The 16,363-nt window shown below is 51.5% G+C and carries 16 protein-coding genes; 1 reads left to right on the plus strand and 15 read right to left on the minus strand.

The window, feature by feature from the left end; genetic code table 11:
* Nucleotides 1–13: 13 nt before the first annotated feature.
* The 14 genes from NP589_RS15765 to accA form a co-directional block, all read right to left on the minus strand.
* The gene (locus NP589_RS15765) at nucleotides 14–1,372 is read right to left on the minus strand and encodes an HlyD family type I secretion periplasmic adaptor subunit (RefSeq protein WP_256607857.1); all 1,359 of its coding nucleotides are present in this window, start codon (nucleotides 1,370–1,372) and stop codon (nucleotides 14–16) included.
* A gap of 2 nt (nucleotides 1,373–1,374) precedes the next feature.
* A complete protein-coding gene (locus tag NP589_RS15770; protein WP_256607858.1) occupies nucleotides 1,375–3,525 on the minus strand; it encodes a type I secretion system permease/ATPase in 2,151 nt (716 codons plus the stop codon).
* Nucleotides 3,526–3,636: 111 nt separating this feature from the next.
* The gene (truD, locus tag NP589_RS15775; RefSeq protein WP_256607859.1) at nucleotides 3,637–4,674 is read right to left on the minus strand and encodes a tRNA pseudouridine(13) synthase TruD; all 1,038 of its coding nucleotides are present in this window, start codon (nucleotides 4,672–4,674) and stop codon (nucleotides 3,637–3,639) included.
* 144 nt (nucleotides 4,675–4,818) lie between these two features.
* Nucleotides 4,819–5,292 (minus strand): 2-C-methyl-D-erythritol 2,4-cyclodiphosphate synthase, encoded by a 474-nt coding sequence (gene ispF / locus NP589_RS15780; RefSeq protein WP_256607860.1) that lies wholly within the window; start codon nucleotides 5,290–5,292, stop codon nucleotides 4,819–4,821.
* The gene (gene ispD, locus NP589_RS15785) at nucleotides 5,289–5,984 is read right to left on the minus strand and encodes a 2-C-methyl-D-erythritol 4-phosphate cytidylyltransferase (protein ID WP_256607861.1); all 696 of its coding nucleotides are present in this window, start codon (nucleotides 5,982–5,984) and stop codon (nucleotides 5,289–5,291) included. Before ispD ends, ispF begins: the two co-directional genes overlap by 4 nt.
* A 3-nt stretch (nucleotides 5,985–5,987) precedes the next feature.
* A complete protein-coding gene (locus tag NP589_RS15790) occupies nucleotides 5,988–6,257 on the minus strand; it encodes a septum formation initiator family protein (RefSeq protein WP_026146944.1) in 270 nt (89 codons plus the stop codon).
* A 100-nt stretch (nucleotides 6,258–6,357) separates the two neighbouring features.
* Nucleotides 6,358–7,644 (minus strand): phosphopyruvate hydratase, encoded by a 1,287-nt coding sequence (eno, locus tag NP589_RS15795; protein WP_256607862.1) that lies wholly within the window; start codon nucleotides 7,642–7,644, stop codon nucleotides 6,358–6,360.
* 9 nt (nucleotides 7,645–7,653) lie between these two features.
* Entirely contained in the window at nucleotides 7,654–8,487 is an 834-nt protein-coding gene (gene kdsA / locus NP589_RS15800; protein ID WP_020482992.1) for a 3-deoxy-8-phosphooctulonate synthase, read from the minus strand.
* 2 nt (nucleotides 8,488–8,489) lie between these two features.
* The gene (gene pyrG / locus NP589_RS15805) at nucleotides 8,490–10,118 is read right to left on the minus strand and encodes a CTP synthase (protein ID WP_256607863.1); all 1,629 of its coding nucleotides are present in this window, start codon (nucleotides 10,116–10,118) and stop codon (nucleotides 8,490–8,492) included.
* 129 nt (nucleotides 10,119–10,247) lie between these two features.
* Entirely contained in the window at nucleotides 10,248–11,720 is a 1,473-nt protein-coding gene (locus tag NP589_RS15810; protein ID WP_256607864.1) for a diguanylate cyclase domain-containing protein, read from the minus strand.
* Between the two features lie 13 nt (nucleotides 11,721–11,733).
* Complete coding sequence (locus tag NP589_RS15815; protein ID WP_256607865.1) at nucleotides 11,734–11,931, minus strand: hypothetical protein; 198 nt, start codon at nucleotides 11,929–11,931, stop codon at nucleotides 11,734–11,736.
* Between the two features lie 2 nt (nucleotides 11,932–11,933).
* Entirely contained in the window at nucleotides 11,934–12,128 is a 195-nt protein-coding gene (locus NP589_RS15820) for a hypothetical protein (protein ID WP_256607866.1), read from the minus strand.
* 31 nt (nucleotides 12,129–12,159) lie between these two features.
* Nucleotides 12,160–13,488: a tRNA lysidine(34) synthetase TilS gene (gene tilS, locus NP589_RS15825; RefSeq protein ID WP_256607867.1), complete on the minus strand. Its 1,329-nt coding sequence runs from the start codon at nucleotides 13,486–13,488 to the stop codon at nucleotides 12,160–12,162.
* Nucleotides 13,489–13,554: 66 nt separating this feature from the next.
* Complete coding sequence (gene accA / locus NP589_RS15830) at nucleotides 13,555–14,529, minus strand: acetyl-CoA carboxylase carboxyl transferase subunit alpha (RefSeq protein WP_256607868.1); 975 nt, start codon at nucleotides 14,527–14,529, stop codon at nucleotides 13,555–13,557.
* An 88-nt stretch (nucleotides 14,530–14,617) separates the two neighbouring features.
* Here accA and NP589_RS15835 point away from each other — a divergent pair, with 88 nt between their 5' ends.
* The gene (locus NP589_RS15835) at nucleotides 14,618–15,928 is read left to right on the plus strand and encodes a replication-associated recombination protein A (RefSeq protein ID WP_256607869.1); all 1,311 of its coding nucleotides are present in this window, start codon (nucleotides 14,618–14,620) and stop codon (nucleotides 15,926–15,928) included.
* 229 nt (nucleotides 15,929–16,157) lie between these two features.
* Here the strand turns inward: NP589_RS15835 and NP589_RS15840 are convergent, their stop codons facing one another.
* On the minus strand, nucleotides 16,158–16,319 hold the full coding sequence (locus tag NP589_RS15840) for a hypothetical protein (protein ID WP_197491552.1): 162 nt from the start codon (nucleotides 16,317–16,319) through the stop codon (nucleotides 16,158–16,160).
* Nucleotides 16,320–16,363: the final 44 nt, after the last annotated feature.

A 16,363-nucleotide genomic window follows, 5' to 3' on the forward strand; every position in this document is an offset into this window, starting at 1 on the left:
TTGTTGTTATGAGTTATCGTTCTCTTAAAGCCCTATCCCTGGCTTTCAATATCGGCTTCAAGAGGTAATCAAGCACTGTCTTTTTTCCGGTTAAAATATCAACTTCCGCTGTCATCCCGGCAATAATTTCCAAGCGTTCACCACCTTTTTCCAGATAATTTTTAGCGGTGCGCAAACGAATCAAATAGTAATTGTCCTCGTCTTTTTTCTCGCCGGGTATGCTGTCTGCGCTGATATGTTCCAAAGAGGCATCCAGGCCACCGTATATCGAAAAATCATAAGCGCTTAGTTTTACCACAGCTTTCTGCCTAGGGCGAAGAAAAGCAATGTCAGCCGGCCGAATTTTAGCTTCAATCAACAATTGATCTTCCAACGGCACAATTTCCAACAAATCCATGCCCGGTTGAATCACGCCGCCAACAGTTGCCACTTTGATACGTTTTACCGTACCTTTTACCGGCGACAACACTCTGGTACGGCTAACCCTATCTTCCAAAGCCACCGCTGACTCCGAAGTGCGATCCAGCTCAGCCTTCACTTCGTTCAATTCTTTCAAAGCTTCGGTTTTATAGCGAATCTTGATCTCCGCCAGTTTGTTGCGCGCTTCGTCCAATGAGGAACGTAGACGCGGCATCGCCAGATTCGCGGAGTTCAAGTCACCCTTCAAATCGTTGGCAGCCCGCTGCAAACGTAGTAATTCAACCTGCGACATTGCGCCATCGGCCACCAGTGGCTCGGACATCTTCACTTCGTCCTGCAATAATTTATAACTACGCGCCAACTGGTCGCTTTTCGACTGAATTTCAATAATTTCCTGCTCTTTCTGCCGCACTTGTTCGGCAAAAATATCGCTATTCGACCTTATTTCGTTCTGCTTGGAAACCAGCAATTGCCTGACATTGTCGGCAATTTGCGGTGCGTTCTTCATAACCTCTTCCGGAATCGCCAAGGGCGTGCCGTTGATCTCGGCGTTCAAGCGCGCGGTATTCGCCAACAACTCGTAATACTTTAACTTGGCTTCCTTAAACGAGGAAGCAAAACGGACTTGATCCAGTTGCAGCAACACCTGATCTTTGTCCACCAACTGGCCTTCTTGAACCAATATTTCCGAAACTATACCGCCCTCCAGGTTCTGCACCACCTGCACTTGACTGGACGGTATGGTCTTACCTTCGCCGCGCGTGACCTCATCCAAGCTGGCAAACCCGGCCCACACCAAGGATACCGCGACAAATGCTGCGGCAAACCACAGGATCAAATGGCTTTTCAAGGGTAATTCGTACAGGTTGGCGGCGTTGACGTCGCTTAAAAAACGCTGATCCTCGGCTCGATACCGATGCTCGGCCCGCCATTCGGCTATTTTTTTCAACATAATTAAATAGCCACCTTGATCTGTCCTTGGCGCAAAGCTTCCAGCACATGGTCCTTGGGGCCGTCTGCAACCATATGTCCGCCGTCCATCACGATCAGTCTGTCCACCAAACTGAGCAGCGACATGCGGTGCGTGACCAGTATCAAGGTCTGTTCCCCCAATTGCGCGGCAAACCGCTGTTTAAATGCCTCTTCGCTGCTGTTGTCGATCGCATTGGTCGGCTCGTCCATAATAAAAATCGACGGCGACAACAGCAAGGCTCTGGCCAGCGCAATACTTTGCCTTTGCCCACCCGACAAGGATGCGCCGCGCTCGCCCACTTGCAAATCAAAACCGGCGGGATGTTTACTGACGAACTGATCGACACCGGCAATCGCCGCCGCCTTTAACACCGCAGTATCATCGGCGTAGCGCGAACCCAAGACGATATTGTCCTTCACGCTACCGAACATTAAGGAAATATCTTGCGGCACATAGCCGATTTGCCGGCGTAAATCGGAAGGATCGATTTGGCGAATATCGGTGCCGTCTATCAATATCGAACCTTCTTGAGCCTGATATAAACCAAGCATCAATTTTTCCAGCGTGCTCTTGCCGGAACCGATTCGGCCGATAAATCCCACGCGCTCGCCTGCCTTGATTTTAAAAGATATGCCGTCCAAGGCCTTAACCGGCTGCTGCGGATAGCTGAAGCGAACCTGCTTGAACTCGATCTCGCCGTTAAAGCGCGGTCTATGCAAATAGTCCTTGCCGTTCTCGCGTTCCACCGGTAGAGCCATCATTCGGTTAAACGACCCCAGGGCGGTCACCGCCTGATGGTAACGGGTCAATAGTGCCGCGACTTGCCCGACCGGAGCCAACGCCCGCGAGGTCAGCATAGTGCAAGCCACCAAGCCGCCGGTCGTCAAATCGCCATCGGTAATCCGGTAGACGCCGGCCACCACCACCAATACCGCTGCCAATTGCTGCAAGAATGCGGTCAAATTGACGGTCAAGCCGGCATAAAACCGCGACTTTAACCCCAGCCGGGCGATTTCGCCGACATTCTGTTCCCAACGGGACTGCAATTGCCCTTCCGCGCCGGCCGTTTTGATAGTTTCCAGATTGGACAACGCTTCCACCAGCGTGGCATTTTTCTCGCCGCCGAATTTGAACATGGCATTGATCGTATTCTTCAACGGCGCCTGCAAGGCTATACCAATCAACATCGCCAACGGCAAAATTGCCAGCGGAATCAAAGCCAAATTGCCGCCGACACTATAAATGATCAGTAAAAACAAAAACAAAAACGGCAAATCAATCAATGTCACCAGCGTTGCCGAGGTCAAGAACTCGCGAAAGGATTCGAATTCGCTTAAGTTGTTCGCAAAAGCGCCCACCGATGGCGGCCGGGCTTCCATGCGAATATTCATCAGTTTTTCGAAAATAGTCGCCGACAAAATAATATCGGCACGCTTGCCGGCCGCATCGATAAAATAACTTCGCAGCAGCTTCATAGCCAATTCGAAGCCAAACACGATCAGCACACCTACCGTCAATACCCATAACGTTTCCAACGCGTGATTAGGCACCACGCGGTCGTAGATATTCATGAAAAACAAGGGCGCCGCCAATGCGAACAAATTGATTAATACCGAGGCCGCCAGCACTTCCGCATAGATAGGCCAGGACTTATAAAGTACATCCCAAAACCAATGTTTGACCTTCGGCACAGCCGATTCCGCAGTGCGCCCGTCAAACCGATGCTGTAACTGCACGAAAAAGGCCGAGCCGCTGTAACTTGCTTGCAGTTCCGCAACGCTAACGGTCTTTTCCCCGCTCTCGGTTTCCGGCAACACTACCGTATAGCTTTCTGCGCTCTTGGCAAGCAAAACGCAGGCGCTGCCATCTTTAAGCAACAGCACCGCAGGCAGGACTAAATTGGAAATTTTCTGTAAGGGCCGGCGCAATAAGCGGCTGGTCAAACCAGCGCGTTCAGCGGCGCGCACGAACAAAGCCGGCGTTAATTTATTGTCGACTAAGGGCAATCCGGCCACCAAGGCCGTTGCAGTTTGCGGGATATGTAATAACTTGCAGACCGACAGCAAAGCTAACAATAAAGGATCGTCAAACGTGGAATCTGCTGGTCCGGATATCTGGCCGCTATCAGGCATGGAGGATGTAAGTAGAAGTTATGGTTTTTATAACGCTAAAGCGCGCTACTGTACTTAAGTATTATAAATTGGTGCAATTACAACCCAAAAAGCATTTTTATCAAAGCAAATTCAATAACCAGCGCCAGGTGCATCGCCGATAATTTCCCGTAACAAGGCCGTGGCATAGCTGCCGGCGGGCAAATTAAAGCTCAACTTTAGTTGATTATCCAACCACTGCCAGTCCAAATCTTGCGGCAATGCGCGCAAGGCCCGACGATCCGCTTCCAGATCAAACGCAAGCAAGCCGTCGGCTAGGGATGCGTTAGCGGCAATCACGGCGTTTTCTAACGCACCGGCCTCAGCTGTGGCAATCTTACCGCCACGGCCCCACATGATCCCAGTGGGATGAATATCGCCCTGTTCGACGCGAGCCGACAGACTGGCGTCGTCGCTATCGCCGCTAAAACAGCTATTACTGCCCTCAAGCTTAAACACATCGCCACTTAATGCTCGATGCCAACTCGCTTGCTCGACGCGCTGGGCCAAGATCAGATTGAACAAATACGAACGCGCAGCCGATAAATACAAAGAACGCTGCTCGCGCTTGACCTTAGCGCCGGCAAACATGGCCAGCGCGCGATTGATATTTTGGCCGTGATGTCCAAAACGTTGCGACCCGAAGTAATTCGGAAAACCTTGGATTTTGATCAGTTGCAACTGCTTTTCGGCTTCTTCTTGGTTGCCCGTCCAATTGCGGATCAGCAACGTAAATTTATTGCCGGCCAATACGCCGCGTTTCAGTTTGCGGGCGTGACGCATCGTTTGCAGGATTGTCAAATTTTCGGTTTCGATGCCGGACCAGTCAGGATCTTCCTTACCCGGCAGCCAGACGCTGAACCATTGCTGTGTGCGGCCGTGGCGGTCTTTCATACCGGCATAACTGACATCACGCTGGCGAACACCGGCATGGCGCGCCAGCAGGCGAGCGACATATTCGGTGTTTTCGCCAATTTTTTCGATATACAGAAAGATATGCTCACCGCTGCCTTCCGGCTGGAAAGACAAAACTTCTTCGACGACGAAATCCTCGGGCTCCATTTTGATGTCGCCGGTGCCGGATGGACCACCGTAAGCGTAAGGCCATTCGGGTAAGCTAAATTCTGTCATGGGGTATGTAAAATATCGTAGGTCATGTTGCCGCGATACGACTGGATGGATGCTGGAGTGAAATTGTCAGGGAACGCTACGCGCACCCTGACCTACATAACTTAGCAGCTATAAATTCGGTTGAAGAGTTTGAATTAGAGTAAGTTACTTCTCAATCAACACCACCGCCTGCACGGCGATGCCTTCCTTACGGCCTTCGAAGCCCAGTTTCTCAGTCGTGGTGGCTTTGACATTGATGAAATCGACATCGACAGCCAAGTCGGCAGCGATATTGGCACGCATGGCCGGCACGTGCGGCAGCATTTTCGGGGCCTGGGCAATGATGGTGACGTCAGCGTTGACTAACTTGTAGCCTTTTTCCTGGACGATTTTATAGACATGCCGCAGCAATACCCGGCTGTCGGCGCCTTTAAACTCGGGATCGGTATCCGGAAAATGTTTGCCGATGTCGCCTAAAGCCGCCGCGCCGAGAATCGCGTCGGCCAGCGCATGCAGCACGACGTCGCCGTCGGAGTGCGCTTCCAGACCTTTTTCATAAGGAATATTAACTCCACCGAGAATGATGTGGTCGCCGTCGTTGAAACGGTGGACGTCGTAGCCTTGGCCGACTCGGATCATGCTTGTTGCTCCATATAAAATTGCGCCAGCGCCAGATCTTCGGGCCGGGTGATTTTGATGTTATCGGGACGGCCTTCGACGATCTTCGGCTGAAAGCCCAACAATTCCAATGCGCTGGCTTCGTCGGTGACAGCCGGATTGCCTTCGGTTTGCTGCAAAGCGTCGCGCAGCATGCCGTATTTGAACATCTGCGGCGTCAAGGCGCGCCAGACGTGTTTGCGGTCTATCGTCGCGGTAATCGTATCGCCGTCGACGTGTTTCAGCGTGTCGTGTGAAGACAGCGCCAGAATGCCACCGACTGCATCGTTTTTTAACGTCTCGATTTGTAGATGAATGTCGGAAGCAGTCAGGCAAGGCCGTGCGGCGTCATGGACCAGTACCCAGTCATCTTCAGCCGCCAAGCCTTGCAGAGATTTCAATGCAGATAGCACCGAATCGGCGCGTTCTTTGCCGCCAGGTGCGGTGATCACGTTCGGATGTTTGGACACGTCCAATTCGGGCCAATACGGATCTTCAACTGAAATCGCCACCGCCACAGCTTGAAACGCGCCGGCTTGCAATAAGCGGTTTAAGGTATGTTCGATGACTGTTTTGCCGGCCAGCGGCAGATATTGTTTTGGACGGTCGGCTTGCATGCGTTTGCCGACGCCAGCTGCTGGAACAACTGCCCAGCATTTGAGAATTTGCTTCATGCTCTACTCAAGCACTTGAAAGAAGGTTTCGTTTTCCTTGATCATGCCCAGTTCATAGCGGGCGCGTTCTTCGATGGTTTCCAAACCGCGGCGCAAATCCAGCACCTCGGCATACAAGGAATCATTGCGTTCCTTTTTTTCCTGCGCTTCCTTGGTCAGGGTGTCGAGTCGTTCCCGATAATCGCTAATCTGCGAGACGCTGGCATCACCTAGCCACAACCGATACTGGAAGTGAACAATTAACAGGATGATGATGGCGATCAGGGTTTTAATGGCTGTATCTCAGCAATGTAGGTTGGGTTACGCTCGATAGAGCGCAACCCAACATTGTAAAACAAACATGTCGGGTTACGCTTCGCTAACCCAACCTACATTATTTTGACAACATTTTAAACGCGCTGCGACCGGCGTATTTAGCTTTGTCGCCCAACTCGTCTTCGATTTTCATCAAACGGTTGTATTTAGCAACCCGGTCGGAACGGCTCAATGAACCGGTTTTGATTTGGCCGGTGCCGGTGGCAACAACCAAATCCGCGATAGTGGTGTCTTCGGTTTCGCCGGAACGGTGAGAAACCACAGCGCTATAGCCGGCAGCAGCAGCCATATCGATAGCCGCCAGAGTTTCGGTCAAAGTGCCGATTTGGTTGACTTTGATCAAGATAGAGTTGGCGATGCCTTTCTCGATACCTTCTTTCAGGATGGCAGGGTTGGTCACGAACAAATCGTCACCGACCAATTGGATTTTGCCGCCCAATTTTTCGGTTTGATATTTCCAGCCGTCCCAGTCATTTTCGTCCAGACCATCTTCGATGGAGATAATGGGGTATTTATCAACCCACGCTGCCAGGAAATCGACCATCTCTGTGGAGTTAAAGCTGCGGTTTTCCGCAGACAACACATATTTGCCGTCATCGAAGTACTCGGAAGCAGCAGCATCCATACCCAGATAAATGTCAACACCGGCTTTGTAACCGGCTTTTTCGATGGCTTCCAGGATTACTTCGATGGCTTCTTCGTTAGACGACAGGTTAGGCGCGAAACCGCCTTCGTCGCCCACAGTAGTAGCCAAACCACGGCTTTTCAATACTTTAGCCAGGTTGTGGAATACTTCGGCACCGTAACGGATCGCTTCGCGGAAAGTCGGTGCGCCGACAGGCAGAATCATGAATTCTTGCAAGTCAACGCTATTGTCAGCGTGGGAACCGCCATTGATGATGTTCATCATCGGCACCGGCAGAATAAATTCGCCGGATTTGTTCAGGAATTTGTACAACGGTACGCCGGCTTCTTGCGCAGCAGCGCGCGCGGCAGCCATGGAAACGCCTAGGATAGCATTGGCGCCAATGCGGCTTTTGCTTGGGGTGCCGTCCAGAGCAATCATTTTTTCGTCCAGCGCTGCTTGGTTGTTGGCATCCATCCCGACGACGGCTTCACGAATTTCGGTATTAACGAAGTTAACCGCGTTCAATACACCTTTGCCCAAATAGCGAGATTTGTCGCCATCGCGCAATTCGATCGCTTCGCGTTCGCCGGTGGAGGCGCCGGATGGCACCATCGCGCTGCCGATGATACCGGATGCCAAATACACTTCCGCTTCAACGGTGGGGTTGCCGCGCGAGTCCAGAACTTCTCTTGCCTTTACGTCTACTATTCTTGCCATTATTTTGCCCTATAGTGTGGTTTCAATCAGGCTGGTGGATTTAACAGCCCGGTCTATCGTTACTAACATTTCCAATAATTCTTTCATGCGGTGCAAGGGCCAGGAATTGGGGCCGTCGCTCAACGCTTCTTCGGGTTTGGGATGTGATTCCATGAAAAGCCCCGCAATGCCCACTGCGACTGCCGCGCGGGCCAACACCGGCACATGCTCGCGCTGACCGCCGGAGACATTGCCTTGCCCGCCCGGTAACTGCACGGAATGAGTGGCATCGAATACTACCGGGCAACCGGTGTCGCGCATCACGGCGAGTGAGCGCATATCTGAAACCAAATTATTATAGCCAAACGACACGCCGCGCTCGCAAACCATGATTTGCTGATTGCCGGTGGCTTTGGCTTTGGCAGCCACGTTGGCCATATCCCAGGGCGCTAAAAACTGGCCTTTTTTGATATTGACCGGCTTGCCCAGCGCCGCGACGCTTTGAATAAAATTGGTCTGGCGGCACAAAAACGCCGGTGTTTGCAACACGTCGACCACCGCCGCGACTTCTTCTAACGGTGTGTCTTCATGCACGTCGGTCAATACCGGCACATGCAATTGCTGCTTCACTTTTTCCAGGATCTGCAAACCTTTTTCGAGGCCAGGACCACGAAAGCTGCCCAGTGACGAACGATTGGCCTTGTCGAACGAAGATTTATAAATAAACGGAATATTCAGCTCGTCGGCTATTTCTTTCAATTTACCGGCGGTATCCAGGGTCATTTGTTCGCTTTCGATCACACAGGTGCCGGCGATCAGGAAAAACGGCTTATCCAAGCCGACTTCGAAATTACATAATTGCATGTTTAACCTTGCTTTTTGTGTTTGGCGGCCGCTTCGACAAAGCCGGAGAACAGCGGATGGCCATTACGCGGTGTTGAAGTGAATTCCGGATGGAATTGGCACGCCAAAAACCAGGGGTGATCGGGGAGCTCGATAATCTCCACCAAGCGGCCATCCAGCGATTTACCGGAGAAGCGCATACCGGCGGCTTCTAACTGTTTCAAATACTGATTGTTAAACTCGTAACGGTGACGATGGCGCTCGGTGATGACATCTTTTTGATACAACTCGAACGCTAAAGAATCCGATTTTAAACGGCATTTTTGCGCACCTAAACGCATGGTGCCACCGATGTCAGATCCTTCGTCACGCACGTTCAACTGCCCGGCCTCATCCATCCACTCGGTAATCAAACCGATAATGGGATGCGGGCTATTCGGTAAAAACTCGGTGCTGTGCGCGCCCTCCAAACCGACCACATCGCGGGCGAACTCGATGACCGCCGACTGCATGCCCAAGCAAATACCCAGATACGGAATCTTGTTTTCGCGAGCGAAACGTACTGTGGAAATCTTGCCTTCCACGCCGCGCTCACCAAAGCCGCCCGGCACCAGAATCGCATCGACATCTTTCAGCTTTGCCGTACCTTCGGCTTCGATGGTTTCAGAGTCGATATAAGTGATTTGTACTTTGTGACGGGTGTGGATACCGGCGTGAATCAAAGCCTCGTTCAAGGATTTGTAGGCATCGGTGTGATCGACATATTTACCGACGATGGCGATGTTAACTTCATCGGTTGGGTGAGTCAGGCCATCGACCACTTTCTCCCAAGCCGACAAATCTGCCGGAGGCACGTCGAGGCGCAACTGGGCTACGACGATGTCGTCCAAGCCTTGTTCGCGCAGTAATAACGGGATGCGATAAATGGTGTCGGCGTCAATCGCGGAAATGACCGCTTTTTCATTGACGTTGGTGAACAAGGCGATTTTCTTGCGTTCGCTGGCCGGAATGGGCTGCTCGGAACGGCAAATCAGAATATCCGGCTGGATACCGATGGTGCGTAGTTCTTTTACCGAATGCTGGGTTGGCTTGGTTTTAATCTCGCCAGCCGACTTGATGTAAGGCACCAAAGTCAGGTGGATAAATACCGCCCGGTCTCGACCCAATTCCACACCCATCTGCCGGATGGATTCCAGAAACGGCAGTGATTCGATGTCGCCAACCGTGCCGCCGACCTCTATCAGCGCCACATCGGTCCCTTCGGCACTGGCATAGACGCGGCGTTTGATTTCGTCGGTAATATGTGGGATCACCTGCACCGTCGCGCCCAGATACTCGCCTTTACGCTCGTTGCGCAAGACTTGCTCGTAGACTTGGCCGGTGGTGAAGTTGTTTTTCTTGGCCATCGTGGTTTTTAAAAACCGCTCGTAATGGCCTAAATCCAGATCGGTTTCCGCGCCATCCTCGGTCACAAAGACCTCGCCGTGTTGAAACGGGCTCATGGTGCCGGGGTCGACGTTGATGTAGGGATCGAGTTTGGTGAGAGTAACTTTCAGGCCGCGATCTTCCAAGATCGCTGCCAACGATGAAGCGGCTATCCCTTTTCCCAAGGATGAAACCACTCCGCCGGTGATGAATATGAATTTTGTCATGAACGTTTGGCGCCCTGTTTAGCGAATAGCAAGGGGGTCGAAAAGCGGCAAATTCTAACAGTTTTATAGCGCAATTGCCTTTTTAATTGCCAAAGCAAGCTCAGCAGGGGGCTAGATAACCGAAAAATATCAACGACATTCGGTCGTAAACACCAACTGATTTTTGCCGCGCTGCTTGGCCACATACATCGCGTCGTCGGCGCATTTAATCAACAACTCGGCTTCGGAATGATCGGTGGGATACATGGCAATGCCGATGCTGGCCCCTATTTTGACGGTCTCATTATGAATTAAAAATGCTTGATTAACGGCTTTCAACACATTTTGCGCCACTTGCTTGGCCGCCAACACCGAGTGTAGCGAGGTCAGAACAAATACGAATTCATCGCCACCCAACCGGGCGACGGTATCGACTTCGCGGCAACAATGCTCAAAACGCTTGGCCACTGCTTGCAGTAATTCATCGCCGGCATCGTGCCCCATTTCGTCGTTAACGTCCTTGAAACCGTCCAAGTCAAGAAACAGCACCGCCAAAAATGTCGAATCACGCTTGGCGCGCAACAAGTCTTGCCGTAAGCGCTCGACCAACAAACCGCGATTGGGCAAACCAGTGAGCTGGTCATGAAACGCCAGATACATTAATTGTTTTTCCTTACGCTCCTGTTCGCTGACATCGGTAATCGTGCACATAGTGATCTGATCGTTAAATTCGAACAGGGTTTGGGTGTTGATTTTCGCGACAAAGGTAGAGTTGTCGCGCCGTAACCCCAGCATTCGGGTGTTATCCGCGACGATCAATTGCTTTAAAGGTTTACCGATCAAGACCTGCTCGCCGTATCCGAATAACTGACTGGCCGTCTTATTGGCGGAACGCACACATTCGTCACGACCATACAAAATGATACCGGTCTCGATGGAATCGATGATATTGCGCAAGGCTTGAACATTGCCCTGGGATTGCTTGATTTGCGCCAACAGGCGTTTGCAGACCAGGGCAAAATTCAGCAGCGCGAGCAGCAGCAAACTGGCTTGCAAGCTGCGCAGATAAAACACTTCCCTGGTAGCATTTAGCTCCAACGCAGTGGTCAGATCATTCATCAAAGCCAACAGTTGGGTGTTATGCATCAACAATGTCCGCAATGCCGACCGCAAAACCTCGGCATCAATCCCTACGCCACCCAACTCAACCGGCAATAAGCGTTTGTGGATCAGCGTCCAAAGCTGGGACGCCGAGCCGGTAATCATTTGCGTATTGGGAGCTTGGGTGGCAGCCAGGTAAACCGGTTTGCCATCACCGCTACTGGTAATACCGCCTTGCAAAAAACCGTTTAAGGTTTTATCGAACAAGTCGACGGCATTGGAAAATTCGGTAAAAGCGCTGAGCTTTTCCATGTCGGTTTGCGCAACATGCAACATCAGCAAAGATTTGGTCATCCGCTGTGACAACATGCGTTGGCGGCCTGATAAGTTTATTGCCACCGCGCTCTTTTCCAGCTTTGCGGAAATCCAAAAATTAAGCCCCAGCGCGACCGCATCAAACACGATGAATAACACCACCGGAATAAAAATCGCCGGAAGTTTGCCGCGAGTCTTTTCGGTCATGTCAGGGTGCCGCTTAAAAGCCCTGGTCTACGCCATTTTGTAACTTGGGCCACGTGCTAAATGCAAACACCCAAATCATGATGACATTAAGCACCGGTATCAATAAAACTAGGGTCCAGCGCCCGTCGAATCCGGCTTTTTCCAAAATCCGATAGCCCAGCCACAAGCAAAACAGCATAAATAGCGGCAACAACACGAAAAATAGTTCCATGACTAGCCCTCCTTTTTTGCATTTGGCCATTCTTGGAACGCCAGTTGCGCAAACACGATCAGCAATCCAAAGACCGGCAAAAACACCAATGCCGCCCACGCCGGATTCAGACCGGCTTTTTTATAGATCAAGATCGCCGGGATTGCGATCATCATGCCCACGATCATGGCCTGAAGTATCTCGGGAAACATCAACATGACACCTCCTAACGGTTTTCGTTACCTATCATTACATGCTTTCGGACGCTCGCCAATCCAATTGGTAACAACCGTCCGCCTCGCTAAGCCACGCCCATTCCGCTACCCATAAGCCGGCGACCGCAGCCAGACGACCATCCAGATAAATCAACGGCCTAATGTCTCTTTCCCAAGGCGGAACCCCTGCCTCCTGGTAGAGTTTTTTTAGAAAATGATGACCGGCTCGACCAGGCAATTTAAGCTTTTCCCCGCCTCGCCTTGGCTCCACCGTTACTTCAGCATTATTCCACAAGTTTTTGGATAGCCCAGCCGATGCAATGCTTCTGGACAACACATAGCCATTGCTTAAGATTATCCGCTCCTGCTCTTGTATCCACGGATTTGTCTGGACTTCCTTTTGCAAGCATTGCTCGGGGATGCAATACAATTTTTCCCGATATTTTCTGATGATGCTGCCCTGGATACATACTTGCGCCGTTGCATCGCACCGCCCACAGACCAGCTGCTCGACCAGCGTTTGCAACACCGCCTGACTCGGCGGCTTCAAACCCATGCGGCGCAACCAGTACCGCAAAAGACAATTCAATTGCGTCGCCGTGATCGCTGATAAATCGGCGATATTAAAACTGCCATCGGTCGGATCGAAAACCGTCGGCAAGGTCTGCTCCGCCCAAGCCTCTATCATCTGTGCCGCGTCGCCACAGTGCTTGGCCGAACGCGCAACCGTTTTATCCAGCGCCGGCCAGCGCTGTTTCAATACAGGCAGGATTTCGTTACGCAGGTAGTTGCGGTCGAAATCGCTGCTTTGATTGCTGGGATCTTCCACCCAGTGTAAACCGTGCGTTTGCGCATACCGCTGTATATCGACCTTAGCCACCTCCAATAGCGGCCGCAGCAGTTGCCCTCTCCCAAAAGCACTCGCAATCGGCATTCCAGCCAAGCCTGACACGCCGGCACCGCGGAACAATTGCAACAGTAAGGTTTCCATCTGATCCTCGCGATGCTGGGCCAGCAGGATAACATCGTCGACAGCCAATAATTGCCGCAACGCCCGATATCGCGCCTCGCGTGCCGCAGCTTCCGGGCTTTCGCCGTTACTGGCCCGCGCATCTACCGTTAACAATTCAAAGTCCACGCCTAAGCGTTCTGCCTGCCGACGACAATGTTCGCCCCATCCCGCTGACTCAGCTTGCAAGCCGTGATCGACATAAACGGCGACGATCTTGCCGGCGAACGCCGGCAAACCCACGCACAAATCCAGCAGCACAGTCGAGTCCAAGCCGCCGCTATAGGCGACGAACACTTTCCGGCACGTGGCAGGCAATAGCGCAGCAACAGTCTGCGGATTGAGATCGGGCATGGCTTACTCACAAAAAAGGCCGATTTGACTCGGCCTTTTATTGAACAACTAATTTGACTGACAGTTTTATTTGACTGGCTCTTCGATATAGGAGCCAAATCGCATAATGCGTTGATAGCGCCTTTCCAACAGCAAATCCATATTTTCAGCCTGTTGCTGCAGATCGTTAAGATGCCTGACCAACGCGTCTTGTAGATTGGCGGCAATCTTTTCGAAATTGCGATGACCACCACCAACCGGCTCGCGAATCACTTCATCCAGAAAACCTTGCTCACGTACGCGGTCCGAGGTAATACCCATCGCTTCCGCCGCCAATTGGGCTTTGTCGGCGCTTTTCCATAGAATCGAGGCGCAACCTTCGGGAGAGATAACCGCATAGGTACTGTATTCCAGCATCAATAATCTATCGCCCACACCGATAGCCAAAGCCCCACCGGAACCGCCCTCACCGATCACGGTGCAGATAACCGGCGTGCGTAGTTTGGACATTTCGAACAGGTTACGGGCGATAGCCTCGCTTTGCCCGCGCTCTTCGGCGCCAATACCCGGATAAGCGCCTGGGGTATCTATTAAACAGATGATAGGCAGTTTGAAACGCTCGGCCAACTTCATCACACGTAAAGCTTTGCGATAACCTTCCGGACGCGGCATGCCGAAATTACGATAAATTTTTTCCTTGGTATCCCGGCCCTTCTGATGACCGATCACCACAACCGGCTGTCCCAGCAAACGCGCCATCCCGCAGACTATCGCCGGATCGTCGGCATAGGAGCGGTCGCCATGCAGCTCGTGGAATTCTGTGAATATCAGCTCGATATAATCCAAGGTGTATGGCCGGCCGGGATGCCGGGATAATTGCGATATTTGCCAGTCCGACAAATCCGCGAAAATACTTTCGGTCAAACTCTCGCATTTCTGTTCGAGTTGCTTCAAGGTTTCGGAAATGTCGAAATTATTGTCCAGCTCTACCTTACGCAGCTCTTCTATCTTGGCCTGGAGTTCGGCAATCGGCTGTTCGAAATCTAAGAATTTTAAATCCATGTCAATCCGGCATTAGAATCAATAAAATGGCCGGCAATTCTAATGAAAAATGCCGTCATTGCCTATTTGTTTTACCGAGCCCCTGCAAATGAAGAATGCTACCGCCTTTGATAATACCGCCTATGCGCCGCTTGCGGCCAGAATGCGGCCAACTACGCTAGACGATTTTATCGGTCAGCAGCATCTGCTGGGCAAGGGCAAATCGCTGCGCGTGGCTATCGAACAAGGTGCGCCTCACTCGCTGGTATTTTGGGGTCCACCCGGCGTCGGCAAAACCACCTTGGCCAAAATCATCGCCGCCAGCGCGCACTGCCATTTCATCGAATTGTCGGCGGTGATGGTCGGCGTGAAAGAAATCAGGGCGGCGGTAGCCGAGGCGGAAGAGGTTAAATACAGCCGAAATCTGAATACCGTGGTGTTTATCGACGAAATTCACCGCTTTTCCAAAAGCCAGCAAGATTCGTTGTTGGCGCCCATCGAAAGTGGCGCGATTATTTTATTCGGCGCCACCACGGAAAATCCCTCCTTCGAATTGAACAACGCCTTACTGTCCCGACTGCGAGTCTACGTGATGCGCAGTATCGAATCCGAGGATCTGGAGGCCTTACTGCATAACGCTTTGACCGACACAGTACGCGGGCTGGGCAGCCGCAATTTGCTGATTGACTCGGAAGTGTTGACCATGGTCGCCAAGGCCGCCGACGGCGACGCCCGCCGCTGTTTAAACATCCTGCAAATCGCCGCCGATCTGGCGGAAAACATCGACGGCCGGGAAACCGTGAATCGCGATGTATTGGACGAAGTGCTGCTGGGCCATGCCAATCGCTTCGACAAGGGCGGCGATATTTTCTACGATCAAATTTCTGCCTTGCATAAATCGGTGCGAGGTACCGACCCGGACGCCGCGCTTTACTGGTTTGCCAGAATGCTGGACGGCGGCTGCGACCCTTTGTATATCGCCCGCCGAGTCATTCGGATGGCCTCCGAAGACATAGGCAACGCCGACCCGAGAGGCCTGGAACTAGCGTTGAATGCTACCAGCGCTTACGAGAGGCTAGGCAGCCCAGAAGGCGAACTATCGCTGGCGCAAGCCATCGTTTACCTGGCCTGCGCGCCGAAAAGCAATGCGGTTTACGTGGCCTACAAAGCCGCCATGGCTGACGCCCGCAATAGCGGCTCGCTAGACGTGCCTATCCATTTGCGCAACGCGCCAACCAAGTTAATGAAGGAACTGGGACATGGAGCGGAATATCGCTACGCCCATGATGAGAAAAACGCTTATGCCGCCGGCGAAAACTATTTCCCGGAATCCTTAAAAACCCGGCAGTATTATTTTCCGGTGGAACGCGGTTTGGAGATAAAAATAAAAGAGAAGCTGAATTTTTTGCGGAAATTATAAGAACTGAAGCCTGGATGCAATCTTTTGGCGTCGATAATTTTAACTACAGCGAAACAACGTTAAAAACTCGATTATAACTGGGATATATGGATAGCGAAATTAGCTGATTCGCTCCGCGCTTATGGTAGCGAGCAAAAAAAACTCCCGTAAACCAAGGAATCTACGGGAGCATGGAAGCAAACGAATGATGGAAGATCGTTTGCAAGTCTCTGACTATAGGAGAAAACTTTCAATTCTTAACTGCTTGAGCACGATTATTTAATAAAATCGTGCTCCATACTGCGGCTACCCCAAACATCATTGTTGACAATATAAATTGTCCTGAAACAAAAGCAACTATACCCAAAAAAGATACAGAACCAATAAACATGTCTTTTTTTAATTCGTTCATTTGCGCCACCTAATATAAAAATAATAATTAAAACTGTTAATAAT

Source organism: Methylomonas rosea, assembly GCF_024505055.1.
In the GTDB taxonomy this organism is placed as follows: Bacteria; Pseudomonadota; Gammaproteobacteria; order Methylococcales; family Methylomonadaceae; genus Methylomonas; species Methylomonas rosea.